The sequence below is a fragment of the Paraburkholderia elongata genome, assembly GCF_013177735.1.
In the GTDB taxonomy this organism is placed as follows: domain Bacteria; phylum Pseudomonadota; class Gammaproteobacteria; order Burkholderiales; family Burkholderiaceae; genus Paraburkholderia; species Paraburkholderia elongata.
Window position 1 is genome coordinate 1 of the sequence record NZ_WOEZ01000180.1, and the last position, 19918, is coordinate 19918.

Consider the following 19918-nt stretch of genomic DNA (forward strand, 5'->3'; position numbering starts at 1 on the left):
GCACGAACGTGCTCTCGCGCTCGTCCAGGCGATCCGCCCGTAGACAGAAAACCAAACCCCGACTTCAAGCCAGGCGCTTGAATCACAAAGGAAACTTGCCTATCTCGCGGCGGAATCTCAGGTTAAATACAACAGCGTTCGTCGCGGCACAAGCAAAAAGGGCGCTCTTTTTCGAGCGCCCTTTTTTCATTCAAACCACAGGCTCATTCCGCGTCGGGCTGAACACCAGGCGCTGCACGCGCGAACGCGTCGAGTTGCATCGCGTGATCGTAGATGCGCTGAATCGTCGGAAACCTCGCTGTATCGACCTTGAAGCGCTGCGCATTGAACACTTGCGGAATCAGACAGGCGTCGGCCAAAGTCGGGGTGTCGCCGAAGCACAGCTTGCCGGTGCGCGGATCGCCTGCAAGATGCGCATCAAGCGTCGCAAAACCCGCTTCGACCCAATGCTTGTACCACGCATCTTTCGCGTCGTCGTCGACACACAGCGTGTGTTTCAGGTACTTCAACACGCGCAGATTGTTTAGCGGATGAATCTCGCACGCCACCTGCAACGCTACCGAGCGCACATACGCGCGGTCCGCCGGCGTGCCGGGCAATAGCGGCGGCTCCGGATGCGTTTCCTCCAGATACTCGATGATCGCGAGCGACTGCGGCATCACTTCGTTGCCGTCGACGAACGTGGGCACGATGCCGTCCACGTTCACCTTGCGGTACTCGGGCTTCAACTGCTCGCCGCCGTCGCGCACGAGGTGCACCGGGACATAGTCGTACGGCAGATTCTTCACGTTCAGCGCAATGCGCACGCGATAAGACGCCGAACTACGGAAATAGCTGTAAAGCTTCATGTCGTGTATCTCCCCCAACCGCTCTTCAGAAGACGCGTACGCTGAGTTCGCCGAGTCCGTCCACGCCGCCCTTCATGAGGTCGCCCTGCACCACCGCGCCGACGCCTTCCGGCGTGCCGGTGAAAATCAGGTCGCCCGGTTGCAGTTCGAACAGCGTCGACAGATAGGCAACCGTCTCGGCTACCGACCAGATCAGTTGCGAAACGTCCGAGTGCTGTTTTTCCTCGCCGTTCACCGACAACCAGATCGCGCCCTTGCCGACATGGCCGACCGTCGTTACCGGATGAATCGGACCGAGCGGCGCCGAGTGATCGAAGCCTTTCGCGGTATCCCACGGACGGCCCAGCTTCTTCGCTTCGGCCTGCAGATCGCGGCGCGTCATGTCGAGACCGAGCGCATAGCCGTACACGTGGTCGAGCGCGCTTTCGGCCGGAATGTTCTTGCCGCCTTTGCCGATCGCCGCCACCAGTTCCATCTCGAAGTGGACGTTTTTCGATTGCGGCGGATAGGGGAATTCGCCGGTCGCACCAGGCGCGACATACAGCACGGCATCGGCCGGCTTGGTAAAGAAGAACGGCGGTTCGCGGTCGGGATCGTGCCCCATCTCGCGCGCGTGTGCCTCGTAGTTGCGGCCCACACAGTAGATGCGACGCACCGCGAACTGCTCACTGGACCCCACGACCGGCACCGCGACGACCGGTGCCGGTGCAAATACGTAACTCATCCCGTTCTCCGTTTTTTGAATGTGCGCCGCGCCCGCGCGGCAATAAAACATCGAGTGTAACGCGCAGCAAAGCGCCGCGCAGCCGATCGGCACAGGCGCGCGCGGACCGGCGGTCCCGGCGCATCGCCTCGCCGGACCGCCGGATCGCCGGTCCGCCAGATCGCCATAGATGCGATACTCACACCGAATAGTGTCCTTTGAATACCATGGCCGACCGCCCAAAGGCGGCACGCCACCCCGTCCCACTGCGCCCGATGACTGACTCCGCCGACACCGCCAATCCATTCCCCTGCGCCCGCTATATCAAGGAAATCGGCCGTGGCCCGAACGGCGCCCGCGCCCTGACCGCTGAGGACACGCGCGCGCTCTACAGCGCGATGCTCGACGGCCGCGTGGCCGATCTCGAACTCGGCGCCGTGCTGCTCGCGTATCGCGTGAAGGGCGAAACCGCCGACGAACTCGCCGCCATGCTGGCCGGCGCGCATGCGTCGTTCGAACCGATTCATTTGCCGCACGCCGCGTTCCGGCCCGTATCGATACCCACGTACAACGGCGCGCGCAAACAGCCCAACCTGGTGCCGCTGCTTGCGCTGCTGCTGGCGCGCGAGGGCGTGCCGGTGCTGATGCATGGCGTCACCGAAGATCCCGGCCGCGTGACGAGCGCCGAAATCTTCACGCATCTGCAGATCCCGCACGCGCAATCGCACGCCGATATCGAAGACGGTCTCGCCGAGCGGCGTCTCGCGTTTGCGCCGATCGACGTCCTCGCACCGAAGCTCGCGCGCCTTCTCTCGCTGCGCCGGCGGATGGGCGTGCGCAATTCAACGCATACGCTCGTGAAAATCCTGCAGCCGTTCGCGCCCGCGGGGCTGCGGCTCGTGAACTACACGCATCCGCCGTATCGTGACAGTCTGACGCAGCTGTTCAACACGCACCCGGACGCCGCAGCAGGCGGCGCCCTGCTCGCGCGCGGCACCGAAGGCGAAGCCGTGGCCGACACGCGGCGCCAGGTGCAAGTGGATTGGCTGCACGACGGCATTTGCGAAACGCGTGTGCCGCACGAGCGCTCGTCGCCCGACGCACCTGAAGTCGACTTGCCCGAAGCGCGCGACGCCGCCACCACGGCTGCGTGGATCGGTGCCGTGTTGCGCGGCGAAGCGCCCGTACCGAGTGCGATCGAACGGCAAGTGGAGTTGATCGTGGATGTCGCGAAAACGCCCGTGTAACGTGCGCAGCGTGAGTGCAACGCCGCGCTTGCGGCGTCGCATTCACGCGCCGAATATGACGGCCGCGGGTTGACACGCCGCTACGAGCCGTCATACATTAGACTTATGCGTTCCCTTCCGAACACCCTCCGAATTACCTCCGGCCGCCTAGCGCGGCCCCTATCGCTACGTCTAGCGTAAGTCAGACGTAGCGCCGCGCGTTGGCAGCTTTCGTTGCCCAAAGCGCGGTCCTCAAAGCAGTTCCGCAGTTCCCGTTTCACCCCCGACCGTAGTTCTTCACAACCTGTAGTCGTTTGCATTCGTCCGTTTACCGTTCGGACTGAGTGCGAGGGTCAATTTCATGTTGCGCAATCCCGCTGACAAATACCGCCCCTTCCCCGCTGTGCGCCTCACCGGCCGCAAATGGCCGAGCCGCACGATCAACCAGGCGCCGATCTGGATGAGCACCGATCTGCGTGACGGCAATCAGGCGCTGATCGAGCCGATGAATGCTGCGCAAAAGCTCGAATTCTTCGAGATGCTGGTGGCGATCGGCTTCAAGGAAATCGAAGTCGGTTTTCCGTCGGCCTCGCAAACCGATTTCGATTTCGTCCGCAAACTGATCGAGGAAAAGCGCATTCCCGACGAAGTGACGATCGAAGTGTTCGTGCCCTCACGCGCCGAACTGATTGCGCGCACGTTCGAGTCGCTCGAAGGCGCGCCGCGCGCCATCGTGCACCTGTACAACGCGATCTGCCCGTCGTTTCGCAAGATCGTCTTCAACCAGTCGAAGGAAGAAATCAAGGCGCTGGCGGTGGAAGGCACGCGCCTCATCAAGGAACATGCCCAAGCGCGGCCCGATACGTACTGGACGTTCCAGTATTCGCCCGAGACTTTCAACACGACCGAGCTCCCGTACGCTCGCGAAGTATGCGACGCAGTGGCGCAGACATGGCGGCCCACGCGCGATCACAAGATGATCGTCAACTTGCCCGCGAGCGTCGAAGCCGCGACGCCTAACGTGTTCGCCGACCAGATCGAATGGATGGACCGCAATCTCGGCTATCGCGACAGCATCGTGCTGTCGGTGCATCCGCATAACGATCGCGGCACCGCCGTGGCCGCTACGGAACTGGCGCTGCTGGCGGGCGCGGATCGGGTCGAAGGATGTCTGTTCGGCAACGGCGAGCGCACCGGCAACGTGGATCTCGTTACGGTCGCGATGAACCTTTACACGCAGGGCATCGACCCGGACCTCGACTTCTCCGATATCGATGCGGTGCGGCGCGTGGTCGAGCGCTGCAACCAGATTCCGGTGCATCCGCGGCATCCGTATGCAGGCAATGCGGCAGAGCGGCCGGTGTGGGGCGATGCGGATCTGCAGCGCGTCGCGGCTTGAGCGCCCGCAAGGTGCTCACAAGGCGCTCACAAGGTGCTCAATAAGCGCAACCAGCGAAACGGAGTGAGCTCAAAAGGCTCACTCGATCGCGCAACGCGTCGCCTGCCAGGCAATCAGACGCCATCGCCCGTCTTCCTGTGTATGAATCGCCGTGTACGCGATCGGAAACAGCAGCGCCCCGTTATTCGCTTCCATTTCGATCAGTGCGCGGCCGGTGACGACGCAGGTCTCGCGCCCCACCGGCAGCACCTCTTGCGACTGCACCTCGATCTGCCGATAGCGGCGGCGCCCTGCGGTAATACCGTCGATGAACTGCCGCTTCGTTTCGCGTTTGCCGTTCGTATGGACATAGCTCACGTTGTCCGCGAGCAGCGTATCGAGCGACTGCCCGTCTCCGTCGACCATCGCACGAAAGCGCTCTCGCTCGAGCCCGCGAATCGCTTCGATTATCTTTGCCGCCATTGCTCAGCCCCTCGCACCGGTCAGCCGAACGTGGCCACGGTCGTCAGAAGTTATATTGCAAATATAGCTGCTGGAAATTTATACCAGGATTGGGCTCTTTGATACCGCCGTTGGAAATATGCTGGAAGCGGTAGCCCGCCTGGTACTGCTGGCGGTTGCCGAATTGCAGGCCGACGCCCACCATGGGGGCGAACTGGAACGCGGTCGAGAGCCTGAGGTCAGAGGCGATTGTCGGACTCGACAGGAGGCGGATACCGGCCCCCGCTTCGATATAAGGGCGAATCGCTCCCGCTCCGTCGATGAACCGAATGATCGGCGTCACACCGATTTCGCCGATGTTCTCGTGCACATTCCCTTCGCTGGTATGCCACCAGGCCACATGCGCCTCGCCGATCAGCGAAAAGTGCCAATCGCCGATCTGCCACCACGTCAGATTCGGATCCCAAACCAGACCGAGATCGAGTTTTCTAATGTGGTTATCTGCCAGCCCGGCGGCAATCTGCACGCCGAACTGGTCAGCTGCGGCCAGTCCCGAAGCGCCGAACAGAATAGCCGCCGAAGCGCCTTTTAGAGCCAGACCACGCAACGCGTTTTTTTTGTTCTTCATTGGACACCCGAGCTAGCCGAAGGTTGATCAGCGGACCACTGCCCCATTTATTTTAAAGACAATGTACATCCGGCCGATCGTATGGAGAAAGCTAAATTTTCGCAATTAGTCACTTTCATTTCGAAAAATATCGGTCATTTATAAGAATGTAGGCACTTTGCTAGGTAAATCCTACGGCCTGCACGGGATCGGCCGCAGAGGTGTTAAATTGCTATCAGAACCTAAATTCAATAGGATTTTGCGGAACTTGGATGCCCCTACGACCTCTAAGTATTAGCACTCGGCAAATCAGAGTGCTAACATCCAACGCTGGAGTCGTTAACTGAATACGCTTTTGTCTGATTCCAAAGGAGTTTCCCACGTGAGCCATGCAATGACCCTTCCGAGTACTTTGAGCCCGTCGTCGGCTAAGGCCGCTTCGGCAGGTGCGCTGGCGCTCTCGCATTCCTCGCTGCTGCCCGGTCAACTGGGCAATATCGACGCCTACATCCAGGCCGTCAATCGGATTCCGATGCTGACGCCGGGGGAAGAACGCCAGTTCGCCACCGAACTTCGCGAGCAGGACAATCTCGAGTCCGCGCGCCGCCTCGTCCTGTCGCACCTGCGGCTGGTCGTCTCGATCGCGCGCAATTACCTCGGTTATGGACTGCCGCACGCCGACCTGATCCAGGAAGGCAATATCGGCCTGATGAAGGCCGTGAAGCGCTTCGATCCGGAGCAGAACGTACGGCTCGTGTCGTACGCCATGCACTGGATCAAGGCGGAGATCCACGAATACATCCTGCGTAATTGGCGGATGGTGAAGGTCGCCACCACCAAAGCGCAGCGCAAGCTGTTCTTCAACCTGCGCAGCCACAAGCAGGGCTTGGGCGCATTCACGCCGGACGAGATCGAAGGTCTCGCTCAGGAGCTGAACGTGAAGCGCGAAGAAGTGGCCGAGATGGAAACGCGCTTGTCCGGCGGCGATATTGCGCTTGAGGGCCAGGTCGAAGACGGCGAAGAGTCGTACGCGCCGATCGCCTACCTTGCCGACTCGCATAGCGAGCCGACTGCCGTGCTGGCTTCGCGTCAGCGCGACAAGCTGCACAGCGACGGTATCGCGAGCGCGCTGGAGGCGCTGGACGCCCGCAGCCGCCGCATCATCGAGGCGCGCTGGCTGAAGGTGGAAGACGACGGTTCGGGTGGCTCGACGCTACACGAACTGGCCGACGAATTCGGCGTGTCGGCCGAACGTATTCGCCAGATCGAAGCGAGCGCCATGAAGAAAATGCGCGGCGCATTGAGCGAATATGCGTAAGGCTTACAACCTTTAGTCGTGCCGGCTCGTCCGGCGCGCGCCGGCTAGCCGCAAAGCCCTGCCCTCGCAAGAAGGCAGGGCTTTTTTGTGCCCACTCGACAATGCATGCGCTCAATCGCAGACGCACGCGCACTCACTCACTCAAGAACATGCCCACCAAACACGTGTTTCTTGACGTATCACAAACCGCATAGCAATACTGTCCGCGCGGGGTGACGTTCGCGACCCAATGCCGCAGCGCCGAACTTACGCGCGCAAGGTCATCGCTCCTAGAATCGGGATGAACTCGCCAGACCGCTCAGGTGGCCTGGATCCAGCCGGAATCACCGGCGTGAAGTCGCCTTCGACCGATCATGACCATAGCCCTGAATCGCAATAACAACCCTCGCTCGAGCCTGCGCAAACGGCTCGCCGCATGGGTTCGCGGTCCGACGCTGGCGCGGGACATCGCCGTCGTCCTCGCCATCAAATTTGCACTGCTGATGGTGCTCAAGTACGCATTCTTCAATCATCCGCAGGCGGAGCATATGTCGCTGCCGCCTGAACAAGTCGCGCAGGCGCTGCTGTCCGCGCCTGCCTCGCATCCGTCCCAAGGTGGTCAACATGCCCGTTAGCGAAGTCGTAGAACTGTCGCGCCTCCAGTTCGCCATCACGGCGCTTTATCACTTTCTGTTCGTGCCGCTCACGCTCGGCCTGTCCTGGTTGCTCGTCATCATGGAGTCCGTCTATGTGATGACCGGCAAGCAGATCTACAAAGACATGACCCAGTTCTGGGGCAAGCTGTTCGGCATCAACTTTGCGATGGGCGTCACCACCGGTCTCACGCTGGAATTCCAGTTCGGCACCAACTGGTCGTACTACTCGCACTATGTCGGCGACATTTTCGGCGTGCCGCTGGCCGTTGAAGGTTTGATGGCGTTCTTCCTCGAGTCGACCTTCGTCGGCCTGTTCTTCTTCGGATGGAAGCGGCTCTCGAAAGTGCAGCACGTGGCCGTCACGTTCCTCGTCGCACTCGGCTCGAACCTCTCGGCGCTGTGGATTCTGGTGGCCAACGGCTGGATGAACAATCCGGTCGGCGCCACCTTCAACTACCAGACCATGCGCATGGAACTCGACAGTATCTTCTCGGTGCTGTTCAATCCGGTCGCGCAGGTAAAGTTCGTGCACACCGTATCGGCCGGTTACGTGACCGCTTCGATGTTTGTGCTCGGTGTGTCGTCATGGTATCTGTTGAAGCGCCGCGATACCGAGTTCGCCTTGCGCTCGTTCGCCATTGCCGCCGGCTTCGGTCTGGCGTCGACGCTGTGCGTGATCGTGCTCGGCGACGAGTCCGGTTACCGCACCGGCGAAGTTCAGCAGGTCAAGCTGGCTGCCATCGAATCGGAATGGGAAACGGTGCCCGCACCCGCACCGTTCACGATCATCGGCATTCCGAACCAGAAGGAAGAACGCACCGACTACGCAATCCGCATTCCGTACGCGCTCGGCCTCATCGCCACGCGCTCGATCGACGAACCGGTGGTCGGCCTGAAAGACCTGATGGCGCAGAACGAAGTGCGCATCAAGAACGGCATGCTCGCCTACGCCGCGCTGCAAAAGCTGAAGCTAGGCGACGCCACAGACGAAGCCAAAGCCGCTTTCGACGCACACAAGGAGGACCTCGGCTACGGCCTGATGCTCAAGCAGTTCACCCCGAACGTCACCGATGCCACGCCGGATCAGATCGCGCAGGCCGCCAAGAAGACGATTCCACCGGTGGCGCCCGTGTTCTTCTCGTTCCGCCTGATGGTCGGCCTCGGCATCCTGTTCCTTGCGACCTTCGTGCTGGCTTTCTGGTTCTGCGCGCAGCGCTCCCTGCTGCTGGAGAAGCGCCGCTGGTTCCTGCGCTGGGCCGTGTGGGCGATTCCGTTGCCGTGGCTTGCTGCAGAATTCGGCTGGATCGTCGCTGAAGTGGGCCGTCAACCGTGGACCATCGCCGGCATTCTGCCGACCGCATTGTCCGCCTCAAGCCTGACGCCGGGTGATCTCTACTTGAGCATTGCCGGCTTCGTCGTGTTCTACACGGTGCTGTTCATCATCGAAATCATGCTGATGTTCAAGTACGCGCGACTCGGACCTTCGTCGCTGCACACCGGGCGCTATCACCACGAACAGCCGCTGAATCAGCCGCTGCCGACCAACACGGCCGCATGATTCGCCGCCACTCTGTTCCAAGGGAAAGATCATCATGGATTACGCAACCCTCAAACTGATCTGGTGGGCGTTGATCGGCGTACTGCTGATCGGCTTCGCGCTCACCGACGGCTTCGACATGGGCGCGGCGATTCTGCTGCCGTTCATCGCCAGGACCGACGCGGAGCGGCGCATCGTCGTGAACACGGTCGGCGCGACGTGGGAAGGCAATCAGGTGTGGCTCATCACAGCGGGTGGCGCGATGTTCGCCGCATGGCCGCTGGTGTACGCCGCGTCCTTCTCCGGCTTCTACTTCGCAATGCTGCTGGTGCTGTTCTCACTGTTCTTCCGGCCGGTCGGCTTCGACTACCGCAGCAAACGTGAAGACCCGCGCTGGCGCAGCGCGTGGGATTGGGCGCTGTTTGTCGGCGGCTTCGTACCGGCGCTGGTGTTCGGCGTGGCGTTCGGCAACCTGCTGCAAGGCGTGCCGTTCTCGTTCGACACCGATCTGCGCGTCACGTATCACGGCAGTTTCTTCGCGCTGCTCAACCCGTTCGCCGTGCTGTGCGGGCTCGTTAGCGTGTCGATGCTGGCCGCGCACGGCGCAGCCTTCGTGAAGATGAAAGCGGACGACGTCGTCGCCAGGCGTGCTTCGCTGGCGCTGCGGATTGCTTCGCTCGCCACCGTCGTGCTGTTCCTGCTTGCCGGCGCACTGATCGCCACGATGATCGGCGGCTATCAGATCGTCGACGCCGCGCCGCTCGACACGGTTGCCAATCCGTTGCTGAAGAACGTGATCGGCGCACCCGGCCTGTGGCTCACCAACTATGCAAACTATCCGTGGATGGTCATCGCGCCGGTGGCCGGCCTCGTCGGCGGCGTACTCGCCTTGTTGCTGGCGCGCTCGCGTTTTGAAAAGAGTGCCTTCCTGTCGACTTCGCTGATGATCGTCGGTGTGATTCTGACGGCGGGCTTCTCGATGTTTCCGTTCATCATGCCCTCCTCGCTCGACGGCCGCAGCAGTCTCACGGTATGGGATTCGACCTCGAGCCGCATGACGCTGCAGATCATGCTGGTCGCCGTAATCATCTTCCTGCCGCTCATCTTGATCTACACGAGCTGGGTGTATCGCGTGATGCGAGGCAAGGTGACCGCCGCGGCGCTCGAAGAAAATCACCATACGATGTATTGATCAGGAATACGATTAACAGGAGTTTGCGATGTGGTATTTCAGTTGGCTTCTCGGCATTGGCGTGGCGTTGGCGTTCGGTATTATCAACGTGATGTGGCTGGAATCGCGCCGGCCTTTAGAAGCGGGCAAGCAGAGGACGCGTTGATGCATCCGTTGCCGGCCGAGCGCCGTTAGGTCCAAGCCGGTAAACGCAAAAGCGGCACCCTGATTCAAGGTGCCGCTTTTTTATTGCCGCGTCTTCAGAAGAGAAGCGCGGGAATGGAGCGGCGTAGGCCGCTCCTTAACGTTCCATCATGCAGGCAGAGGCGCTTCACCGCCGCTTGCAGGCGACAGACGCGTCGCCAGTTGCGCGGCGTAGCGCTGGGCTGCGTCACCCACTACGATATGGAACGTATCCGCCGAGACCCAAGCCGTATCGAGCGTAGCCAGACGTTGACGATCGACCGCCGACGGATCGCGAACCACGATCCGCAGACGCGTTGCCGCCACAGCGTCCAGCGACACGACGTTGCCCGCGCCGCCGAACACGGCGAGCCAGCGCAACGGATCCGGGTCGAGCGCACCGCCTTGAGCACCGCTTGCAGCCGCCACAGGAGCCGCAGCGACAGCAGGCGCAGCCGCAGCCGCAGCCACCAGCTTCGCCGCATCTCCACCGCCTTGCGCGATCACCGTGCGGATTTCATCGGCGATGATGTCCGCTTCCGGTCCGATGATCACCTGCACGTTGGTCGAGCCGCGCTTGAGCACGCCACGCGCACCGATCGTCTTCAGTTCGCTTTCCGAGACCTTGTTGGCATCGACCACCGACAGACGCAGACGCGTCGTGCAGGCATCCACCACCGACAGGTTCGACGCACCACCCAGCGCAGCGATATAACGCTGTGCGCGCGGCACGGCGGCGCCCGCCACCGGCGACACAAAACCGCCAGCCGTGAACGACTCGATCTGTTCTTCTTCGGCGGCGGGTTCGCGGCCCGGCGTCGCCATGTTGAACTTGCGGATGAAGAAGCGGAACAGGCCGTAGTACACCACCGAGTACACGAGCCCGATGGGAATCGCCCACCAGCCTTTGGTCGACAGGCCGTAGTTCAGCACGTAGTCGATGAAGCCAGCCGAGAAGGTGAAGCCGAGATGAATCCCGAGCGCCGAGCAGATTGCGAGCGACAAGCCCGTCAGCAGCGCGTGGATCGCATACAGCACCGGCGCGAGGAACATGAAGCTGAATTCGATCGGTTCGGTCACACCCGTCAGGAACGAGGTAAGCGCCATCGACGCCAGCAGGCCGAACACCATCGCGCGGCGCTCTTTCGGTGCCTCGTGATACATCGCGAGACACGCGGCCGGCAAGCCGAACATCATGACCGGGAAGAAGCCCGTCATGAACGTGCCCGCAGTCGGGTCGCCCGCGAAGAAGCGATGCAGGTCGCCTGTCACCGCGACGCCGCCCGGCGGCGTGAAATTACCGAACACGAACCACGTCAGCGAATTGAGGATGTGGTGCAGCCCCGTGACGAGCAGCAAACGGTTCAGCACGCCGAACACGAACGCGCCGAGCGCACCCGCGGTTGTCAGCCAATGGCCGGCCGTATCGATGACGCCTTGCACCGGCTGCCATACGTAGCCGAACACAATGCCTATCGCCAGACAGACCACGCCGGTGGCAATCGGCACGAAGCGTTTGCCTCCGAAGAATGCGAGGTAGTCGGGCAGCTTGATGTCTTTGTACTTGTTGTACAGCAAGCCCGCGACGACACCTGCTACGATCCCGGACAACACGCCCATGTTGAGCTTGTCGTTGATGTCCTTCATCACCGCGATTTCGATCAGGTAACCGATCGCACCCGCAAGACCTGCCACACCGTTGTTGTCTTTCGCGAAGCCGACCGCCACGCCGATTGCGAAAAGCAACGGCAGGTTGTCGAAGATCGCGCCGCCGGCGTCGGCGATCATCTTGATGTTGAACACATCGGGCTGGCCCAATCGCAGCAGCAGGCCGGCAACCGGCAGCACTGCAATCGGCAGCATCAGCGCCCGACCCAGGCGCTGAATCTTCAGAAACGGATTCCCATCCATTGACACCTCCAATCCTTGTCTCGTTGTCGACTGTCGTCGTTGAGTTTTGTAGCTATACGTAATGACTATGCGAAGCTGGTTGCGGACCGTGTGGGGTTCAGTCCAAAGGCCAGGTTTCGCGGCTCACTGCTCTTACCGCCTGCGCCGATTCGAGCGCCAGGGCATCCTGGGCGCGTTGACGGCACAGCTGATAATCGAGGTTGCGCACTCGCGCCTTGATGCCCGGCACCGACACCGGATCCACCGAGAGCTCGGTCACGCCGAGGCCGACGAGTAACGGCATGGCCAGCGGATCGCCCGCCAGTGCGCCGCATACGCCGACCCATTTGCCATGCTTGTTCGCGCCCTGCACGGTCGCTGCGATCAGGCGCAGCACCGCCGGATGCAAGCCGTCCGCCTGCGCCGCGAGGTCGGCTTGGCAACGGTCCATGGCGAGCGTGTATTGCGTCAGATCGTTGGTGCCGATCGACAGGAAATCGGCATGTTGCGACAGTTGATCGGCGAGCAACGCGGCCGATGGCACTTCGATCATCACGCCGACTTCGATCGGTTCTGTACGGCCCGATTCGCGGGCGAATTCGTCGATGCGTTTGCGGATGCGGATCAATTCACCGACATCCGTCACCATCGGCAGCAGGATGCGGACGGCGCCGAGCGGTTGCACCGCGAGCAGACCGCGCAACTGATCGTCGAGCAGATCCGGGCGCACTTGTGCGAGGCGGATACCGCGCAGGCCGAGCGCCGGATTCGGTTCGGGCGGCAGCGTCAGGTAATCGACTTCCTTGTCAGCGCCGACGTCCAGCGTGCGAATGATCGCGGTGCGGCCGCTCAATGCATCGACGATCGCCTGGTAGCTCTGGCGATGTTCGTCGATGGTCGGCGCTGCGGCACGGTGGATGAACAGCAACTCCGTGCGCAGCAGGCCGACGGAATCGGCGCCGTTGTCGACGGCGGTCTTCGCGTCGTCGAGCGTGGCGATGTTCGCGGCGACTTCGATCGCGCGGCCATCGGAAGTCACTGCCGCCTGTTGCGACGTGCGGCGGTTCGCTTCGCGCACGCCGGCAAGGCGGCTGCGCTCAAGACGCGCACGTTCGACGTCGAGCTCGGTTGGAGCGAATTCGAGACGGCCGGTGGTGGCGTTCACCACGACCTGCGTGCCTTCGGGGATCGCGTGCAATGCGTCGCCGACTGCCACCAGCGCCGGAATGCCGGCCTGGCGCGCGAGAATCGCCGCATGCGAAGTGGCACCGCCACGCGACATCACCAGCGCGGTGACGCGCGTGCGATCCAGCGACGACAGATCCGACGGCGTGAACTCTTCAGCCACCAGCACAGTCTCTTCCGGCAACGTCCGCGCCGCAGCGTTCGTATAACCGAGCGCGCGCAACACGCGCTTTTCGATGTCGCGCAAATCGGCGGCACGTTCCGCGAGCAATGCGTCTTCGATATTCGTCAGGATGGCGATCTGTGCGCGGATCGCTTCGCGCCACGCAAAGCCGGCGCTCTTGCCGAGGCTGATCAGATCGCGCGCGGCGTCGACCAGCGTGGGATCTTCGAGCAATACGCGATGCACCGCGAAAATGCCCGCCTCACCCACCGCACCGCGTTGCGACGCATCGCGCACTGTCGTCCCGAGGTCGGCGTCGACTGTGGCAATCGCCTTGTCGAGCAGACGGCTTTCAGCCGCCGACGTGCCGTTCGCCTTTTCAGGCGGATCGATATCCGCATCGTCCCAACGCACCAGCTTGCCGACCGCGACGCCCGGCGAGGCGCACACGCCCGCGAGCGTATTCGGCGCAAGTGCTTCGCCCGCAGCGTGCACAACCGCTTGCGGCGCCGGCGAGCTTTGCCGCGCCGGCTTTTCTTCAGCTTCGCCGTGCGCTTCACGCGTCAATTCGTGGGCGATCGCGTCGACCGCGGCTTGGGCTTGCGGACCGACGCCGAGCAACTCGACGGTCGCACCTTCGCCCGCGCCGAGGCCGAGCAAACCGACCACGCTCTCGATCGCCGCCTTGCGCCCTTCGTAACGCACTTCGACACGCGCATCGAAACCGCGCGCCGCTTCACGAGCGCGCGCGGCCGGTCGTGCGTGCAAACCGCCTGCGTGGACCAGCGTGACTTGCTGACGGGATTCTTCGGTCACATTGGTAGCACTCGCGTCACGCGCTGCTTGCGCCGCCTCGCCGCCGCGAGCGCGCAGCATCAGCAACGGCGTTTCACCTGCCTTCAGCATGCCGTCCTGCGCACGCTCGACAATCTCGAACGCATCCGAATTGGCAATCGCGATCACCGAGACGAGACTCGGCGCGCTCAGCGCGACCCGGTCCTGATCGAATTCGATCAGGACGTCGCCGGTGCGCACGTGGGCGCCTTGCGCGACCATCGGCGCAAAGCCCTTGCCATTCAGCTCGACCGTGTCGATGCCGATGTGCAGCAGAATCTCCACGCCTTCAGCTGTCGCAAGCGTGACCGCATGGCCGGTGCGCGCGAGATGGGTGATGGTGCCGTCGCACGGCGCGACGAGTCGCCCCTCGAGCGGATCGATGCCGATGCCGTCGCCGAACATGCCGCCCGAAAACACAGGGTCGGGCACGTTCGCCAGCGGCACGACCGGACCGGTCATCGGCGCGAGCAAAACAATATGGCCTTCAGAATGGCTCATCAAGCGGGACTCCTCGACACGTCGCATCTGATTTCTCGTCAGTGAGTTTCGGTGACTTTGTTGAGATGGCGTGGCGCGTCAGGATTGCGCCCGCGTGCGGCGGCAAGGCCGGCGGCCATCACGTAAAAGGACAGGATCGCGGCGATCGGATCGAGCGCCGCATGAGCGGTGGTGGCGAGCGGCAGCGTCGCTTCCGGCACGTCGTCCGGCGCGGCGAGCAGCACGCGGGCGCCGCGCGCCTGCATGTCGTGGGCGAGTTGCAGCAAGCCGGCTTGCTCGGGACCGCGCGGTGCGAAGACCAGCAGCGGATAGTCGCGATCGATCAGTTCCATCGGACCGTGCCGCACTTCCGCGCTCGAAAACGCTTCGGCCTGAATGCCGGAGGTCTCTTTCAATTTCAGCGCGGCTTCCTGCGCGATCGCGAGACCCAGACCGCGGCCGATCACGATCATGCGTTCGATGCCACACAGTTCGTCCACCGCTTTCGACCAGTCGAGCTTGCCCGCGGCCTGCAGCGCGTCGGGCAGCGTGTTCAACGCGCCGAGCAGCGCGTCGTCCTTCTGCCAGTGAGCAACCAGTTGCGCGGAGATCGACAGCATGGCGATGTAGCTCTTGGTGGCCGCGACGCTCAGTTCCGGACCAGCCATGAGCGGCAGGTGAAATTCGCAAGCGTCGGCCAGCGGCGAGCTCGGCGCATTCACGGCGGCCACCGTCAACGCGCCGGCCTTGCGCAACGCTTCCATCGTGCCGACCAGATCCGGGCTCTTGCCCGATTGCGAGAACGCCAGCGCAAGCTGATCGCGCACCTGCAACGGCGCTTGCTGGAGCGTCGCGACCGACATCGGCAGCGAGGCGACCGGCAGACCGAGGCGGCTCATCGTCAGGCTTGCGAAGTAACTCGCTGCGTGGTCCGAGCTGCCGCGCGCGACCGTCAGCGCGACATGCCGCGGTTGCTGGGCGAGCTTCGCCGCCAACGCCTCGACGCGCGAGGTATCCGTGAGTTGCGCGGCGACTGTTTCAGCGGACGCCAACGCCTCTTTAAGCATATTCGACAATCGATTCTCCTTCGACGTATGTTGCGGTCAACGCCAGTTCACGATCGAAAACGACCACATCGGCCCACGCGCCGCGCGTAATGCGGCCGCGGTCTTCGATGCCGAGGTAGTCGGCGGCGTAGCGCGACAAACGGTTTGAAACATCGGCGATCGGCAAGCCGATCGATACGAGATTGCGCAGCGCCTGATCCATCGTCAGGGTGCTGCCGGCGAGTGTGCCGTCGGCTAGACGCACGCCGCCGAGGCACTTCGTCACATGCTGGCTGCCGAGGCGGTATTCGCCATCGGGCATGCCGGTAGCCGAGGTGCTGTCCGTCACTACGTACAGACGCGGAATCGCGCGCAATGCGGCGCGGATCGCGCCCGGATGGACGTGCAGCAAGTCGGGAATAATTTCGGCGAATTCGGCGTGCGCGAGCGCGGCGCCGACAAGACCGGGATTACGGTGATGCAGCGGCGACATCGCGTTGAACAGATGCGTGAAGCCACACGCGCCGTGCTTGAGTGCGGCGACGGCGTCGTCGTAGGTGCCGAGCGAATGACCGAGCTGCACGCGCACACCACGCGCCGCCATCTCGGAGATGATCTCCATGTGGCCGGCAATTTCCGGCGCCAGCGTGACCACTCGAATCGGCGCGATCGACAGGTACTTCAGCACTTCGTCCATCACCGCGGACACGGCTGCGTCCGGCTGCGCGCCGAGCTTACCGGGGTTGATATACGGACCTTCCAGATGGACGCCGAGCACGCGCGCACCGCCTGGCGTGCGGATGCGCGCGTTGTTGCCCAGACCCGCGACGACGCTCATCAGCTCGTCGCGCGGCGCGGTCATCGTGGTGGCGAGCAGGCTGGTCGTGCCGTAACGCGCATGCGTGCGAGTGATGGTTTCGATCGCGTCGCCGCCTTCCATCACGTCGGAGCCGCCGCCGCCATGCACGTGCAGATCGATGAAGCCAGGCAGGATGTACGGCGCGTCGTTCTTCGACGGATCGGCGCGTTCGCCGGTCAGCGCCGTGATGCGGCCGTTTTCGTATTCGAGCGTGCCGTGAATCCACCCATCGGTGGTGAGTATGTTTCCGGTCAGCATGAGTCTCTCTGGTGAGGCGTAATGCGGGGTGTGACTGAATTGCGCTCAATAACGCCGCACGTGACGGCGGGCCACGCGTCTTATTTCAGGTGCGCAATTCAGCGACAAAATCGTAGTAATCGTCGCGGCAATAGGTGTCGGTCAATTCGATCGCACGCTGGTCCGCGCTATACCCGATACGGGTAATGACCAGCAGCGCCGAGCGCGGTTCGATATCCATCAACGAGGCGATCTCGCTCGAAGCATTGACCGCGCGAAAGTGCTGCAAGGCGCGCACGACGGCCGCGCCACGTTGTTCGAGATAGCTGTAAAGCGACACGCCGATGGCCTGCGGATCGGGCACGATCGCCGCGGGCAGCGCCGAATGCTCGACCGCCATCACGATGCCGTCCGCGCGCCGCAGGCGCCGCAGACTCGCCACCGCCGCACCGGGCGACAGGCCGAGGTGCACCAGCTCATCACGGTTGGCGGCGCGGATATCGCGCTCGAGCCACACCGAATCTGGCCGGAAACCACGTTGCTGCATCTTCTTCGTGAAACCGGTGAGCCGCGACAGCGGGTCTTCGACGCGCGGCGTAATGAAGCTGCCCGCGCCACGCGCCCGCCGGATCAGGCCTTGCTCGACCAGCAGCTCGATCGCCTTGCGCGCGGTGATGCGCGACACACCGATCGCATCAGAGAGCGTGCGCTCCGAAGGCAGCGCTTCGCCCGCCGACCACACGCCGCAGTGGATCGCCGTCGCCAGATTGCGCGCAAGCTGCAGATAGAGCGGCGTGACGTTGCGAGCGTCAGGCATCAGTGCGGACCAGCGAGTTTCCATGGGGCTCCGGCGGTCGTCTTGAAGAGTGTGGCCTACGAAAATGAGAGCCCATTATATAACCAACATAATACCAGTCAATCGACTGGTCCTATGCTGGTATAGATTCGCGGAAAACCTTGCTGGATAAGCGTCAGGAGGTGATTTGAGGGCTTGGGAGGGCAGTTTACAGGGATCGGGATTTACCCGTATTCGAGATGCCGGGCAGCATCTGCGTGGTCCACATTGGTTCTCTACCCGGCTGACGGGATGCCCCGAAATCGATACCTTTCTGATACCACTTTGATGCACCCCTTCCCCGCGCGGCTTTTTTAAAGAGATGCCTTCCAATATAGTGCTGGGTAGCAAGCCATAAAAATTCCCCGGGGAGCAGCATTTGACAGATTCCGAGGCGCTGCGGCGCGCTCAGGCCGTCCGCCATTTCAACCGCTTCTATACGCAGCACATCGGCGCTCTGCACGAGCATTTGGCAAAAAGTGCCTTCTCGCTGACGGAAGTGCGCGTTCTGCATGAACTGTCCCGCGGACGCGCGCAGACGGCCTCGGTGCTCGGGCGCAGTCTCGGTCTCGACAGCGGCTACCTCAGCCGCCTTCTGACCAGCTTCGAACGACGCAATCTGATTACACGGCGCCCGTCCGACTCGGATGCGCGCCAGTCGCTGATCGCCCTCACCGACAACGGCCACGCGGCCTACGCACCGCTCGATATGGCAGCAATCGAAGAAGTATCGGTGCTGCTGAACGGCCTGACGGCACTCTCACAGGAACAGTTGATCACCGCGATGAAGGTGATCGAGCGGCTGCTCGACGGCAAGCCGAAGCACGAACTCGTGATCCTTCGGCAACCACGCGCCGGTGACTGCGGCTGGCTCGTGCACCGGCAGGCGCAGTGGTTCGCGGCGCAACACGGCTGGGATCAATCGTTCGAAGGCTTGCTCGCGCGCATCGTCGCCGATTACTCGCAGCGCAGCGATCCGGTGCGCGAGATGTGCTGGGTCGCCGATCAGGAAGGCATGGTGGTCGGCTCGGTGTGCATCGTCGGGGTCTCGACGACCGTGGCAGGCGTGCGGCTGTTGTGGGTCGAGCCGGACGTGCAGCGTCTTGGCATCGGCACGCAATTGATGAGCGAATGCGTGCGGTTCGCGCGACGCGCGGGTTACACAAAACTCACGCTGACCACGGCCAACACGCTCAAGGAGCCGCGCCGGCTATGCGAGCGCGCCGGCTTCCAGCTCGCCTGCACGACGGCGGAGCGGCGCTTCGGCAAGGATCTGATGATCGAGCGATGGGAGTTGGAGTTATAGGCCCGCTAACGAATGCGCGGCGCATGAAAAAAACGCCACGGTTTGCAACCGTGGCGTTTTCGTTTTGCGGCGCAGGTTGTTGAAGGCTATCGCTTAGAACGACGGCACCACCGAACCCTTGAACTGCGTCTTGATGAACTGGCGCACGTCTTCAGACTGGTAAGCCGCGACCAGCTTCTTGACCCACGGCTTGTCCTTGTCCTGCGCGCGCACGGCGATCAGGTTAGCGTACGGGCTGTGAATGTCTTCAAGCGCGATCGAATCTTTGGTCGGCTGCAGACCGGCTGCCAGCGCGAAGTTCGTGTTGATCGCGGCAGCATCGACATCCGACAGCGAGCGCGGCAGTTGTGCTGCGTCCAGCTCGACCAGCTTGATCTTCTTCGGATTCTCAGCGACGTCGAGCGGCGTTGCGTTATTGCCGTTCGTGCCCGCGCCGGCCTTCAGCTTGATCACACCTTGCGCCTGCAACAGCAGCAGCGCGCGGTTCTCGTTCGACGGATCGTTCGGCACGGCGATCTTCGCGCCTTGCGCCAGATCCTTCAGCGACTTCAGCTTCTTCGAATAAATACCTAGCGGCGAAATGTACGTCAGACCGGCATTGACGATCTTGTAGCCTCGTTGCTTGACCTGGCTGTCGAGGTACGGCTGGTGCTGGAAGCTGTTGGCGTCCAGATCGCCTGCGTCGAGCGCGGCGTTCGGCTGCACGTAGTCGTTGAATTCGACGACCTTCACGTTCAGGCCTTCGCGCTTCGCCACTTTCGTGACGACTTCCCAGATTTGCGCATCAGGACCACCGATGGTGCCGACCTTGATGACCTTGTCGTCGGCATGTGCGCCGAAGCTGGTGACGATAGCCGCACCGGCGATCACTGCCGAAAGGGCTTTAAGGATGTTTCTGCGCTGCATGTAATTCTCGCTTTTTCTGATCGATGTCAGATTCGGGTGGAAGCCGGCGGCAGCGCTGCTGCGGTTGCGCGCTCCCGGCAGTGCGCCTGGCAGTGCGCCTGGCAGTGCG

Annotated in this window: 17 protein-coding genes and 1 pseudogene; 8 read left to right on the forward strand and 10 right to left on the reverse strand. The window is 62.5% G+C overall.

The features are described from left to right. Positions 1-203: 203 nt before the first annotated feature. Both maiA and GNZ13_RS30345 read right to left on the reverse strand, forming a co-directional pair. Positions 204-848, reverse strand: a complete 645-nt coding sequence (maiA, locus tag GNZ13_RS30340; RefSeq protein WP_172171468.1) for a maleylacetoacetate isomerase — start codon at positions 846-848, stop codon at positions 204-206. Between the two features lie 25 nt (positions 849-873). Then, positions 874-1572 (reverse strand): fumarylacetoacetate hydrolase family protein, encoded by a 699-nt coding sequence (locus GNZ13_RS30345; RefSeq protein ID WP_172171470.1) that lies wholly within the window; start codon positions 1570-1572, stop codon positions 874-876. 254 nt (positions 1573-1826) lie between these two features. Between GNZ13_RS30345 and ybiB the strand changes: the two genes are divergently transcribed. Then, positions 1827-2798, forward strand: a complete 972-nt coding sequence (gene ybiB / locus GNZ13_RS30350; protein WP_172171472.1) for a DNA-binding protein YbiB — start codon at positions 1827-1829, stop codon at positions 2796-2798. A 340-nt stretch (positions 2799-3138) separates the two neighbouring features. Beyond that, a pseudogene (locus GNZ13_RS30355) lies at positions 3139-4122 on the forward strand (2-isopropylmalate synthase); the annotation flags it as partial. A 132-nt stretch (positions 4123-4254) separates the two neighbouring features. Here GNZ13_RS30355 and GNZ13_RS30360 read toward each other — a convergent pair. Together GNZ13_RS30360 and GNZ13_RS30365 are read right to left on the reverse strand one after the other, a co-directional pair. Further along, positions 4255-4638, reverse strand: a complete 384-nt coding sequence (locus GNZ13_RS30360) for a nuclear transport factor 2 family protein (RefSeq protein WP_172171476.1) — start codon at positions 4636-4638, stop codon at positions 4255-4257. A 43-nt stretch (positions 4639-4681) separates the two neighbouring features. Next, entirely contained in the window at positions 4682-5245 is a 564-nt protein-coding gene (locus tag GNZ13_RS30365; protein WP_172171478.1) for an acyloxyacyl hydrolase, read from the reverse strand. A 361-nt stretch (positions 5246-5606) separates the two neighbouring features. Here GNZ13_RS30365 and rpoH point away from each other — a divergent pair, with 361 nt between their 5' ends. From rpoH to cydX, 5 genes are all read left to right on the forward strand, one after another. Continuing rightward, positions 5607-6542, forward strand: a complete 936-nt coding sequence (rpoH, locus tag GNZ13_RS30370; RefSeq protein WP_172171480.1) for an RNA polymerase sigma factor RpoH — start codon at positions 5607-5609, stop codon at positions 6540-6542. A 353-nt stretch (positions 6543-6895) separates the two neighbouring features. Next, positions 6896-7156, forward strand: coding sequence for a cytochrome oxidase putative small subunit CydP (gene cydP, locus GNZ13_RS30375; RefSeq protein WP_172171482.1), 261 nt, complete (start codon positions 6896-6898; stop codon positions 7154-7156). Further along, positions 7146-8735 (forward strand): cytochrome ubiquinol oxidase subunit I, encoded by a 1590-nt coding sequence (locus tag GNZ13_RS30380; RefSeq protein ID WP_172171484.1) that lies wholly within the window; start codon positions 7146-7148, stop codon positions 8733-8735. The genes cydP and GNZ13_RS30380 overlap by 11 nt, the downstream gene beginning before the upstream one ends. 34 nt (positions 8736-8769) lie before the next feature. Continuing rightward, positions 8770-9906: a cytochrome d ubiquinol oxidase subunit II gene (gene cydB / locus GNZ13_RS30385; protein ID WP_172171486.1), complete on the forward strand. Its 1137-nt coding sequence runs from the start codon at positions 8770-8772 to the stop codon at positions 9904-9906. Between the two features lie 28 nt (positions 9907-9934). Beyond that, a complete protein-coding gene (gene cydX / locus GNZ13_RS30390) occupies positions 9935-10051 on the forward strand; it encodes a cytochrome bd-I oxidase subunit CydX (RefSeq protein ID WP_172171488.1) in 117 nt (38 codons plus the stop codon). A gap of 146 nt (positions 10052-10197) precedes the next feature. Here cydX and nagE read toward each other — a convergent pair whose 3' ends face one another. From nagE to GNZ13_RS30415, 5 genes are all read right to left on the reverse strand, one after another. Then, positions 10198-11979 (reverse strand): N-acetylglucosamine-specific PTS transporter subunit IIBC, encoded by a 1782-nt coding sequence (nagE, locus tag GNZ13_RS30395; protein WP_172171490.1) that lies wholly within the window; start codon positions 11977-11979, stop codon positions 10198-10200. 97 nt (positions 11980-12076) lie between these two features. Beyond that, positions 12077-14641 (reverse strand): phosphoenolpyruvate--protein phosphotransferase, encoded by a 2565-nt coding sequence (ptsP, locus tag GNZ13_RS30400; protein WP_172171492.1) that lies wholly within the window; start codon positions 14639-14641, stop codon positions 12077-12079. Between the two features lie 38 nt (positions 14642-14679). Beyond that, a complete protein-coding gene (locus tag GNZ13_RS30405; RefSeq protein ID WP_172171570.1) occupies positions 14680-15687 on the reverse strand; it encodes an SIS domain-containing protein in 1008 nt (335 codons plus the stop codon). Then, complete coding sequence (nagA, locus tag GNZ13_RS30410) at positions 15680-16783, reverse strand: N-acetylglucosamine-6-phosphate deacetylase (protein ID WP_172171494.1); 1104 nt, start codon at positions 16781-16783, stop codon at positions 15680-15682. The genes GNZ13_RS30405 and nagA overlap by 8 nt, the downstream gene beginning before the upstream one ends. A gap of 85 nt (positions 16784-16868) precedes the next feature. Then, positions 16869-17603, reverse strand: coding sequence for a GntR family transcriptional regulator (locus tag GNZ13_RS30415; protein ID WP_120297531.1), 735 nt, complete (start codon positions 17601-17603; stop codon positions 16869-16871). Between the two features lie 373 nt (positions 17604-17976). Here GNZ13_RS30415 and GNZ13_RS30420 point away from each other — a divergent pair, with 373 nt between their 5' ends. Beyond that, the gene (locus GNZ13_RS30420) at positions 17977-18903 is read left to right on the forward strand and encodes a bifunctional helix-turn-helix transcriptional regulator/GNAT family N-acetyltransferase (RefSeq protein ID WP_172171496.1); all 927 of its coding nucleotides are present in this window, start codon (positions 17977-17979) and stop codon (positions 18901-18903) included. Positions 18904-18996: 93 nt separating this feature from the next. Here GNZ13_RS30420 and GNZ13_RS30425 read toward each other — a convergent pair whose 3' ends face one another. Further along, complete coding sequence (locus tag GNZ13_RS30425; RefSeq protein WP_172171498.1) at positions 18997-19809, reverse strand: MetQ/NlpA family ABC transporter substrate-binding protein; 813 nt, start codon at positions 19807-19809, stop codon at positions 18997-18999. Between the last annotated feature and the right edge of the window lie 109 nt (positions 19810-19918).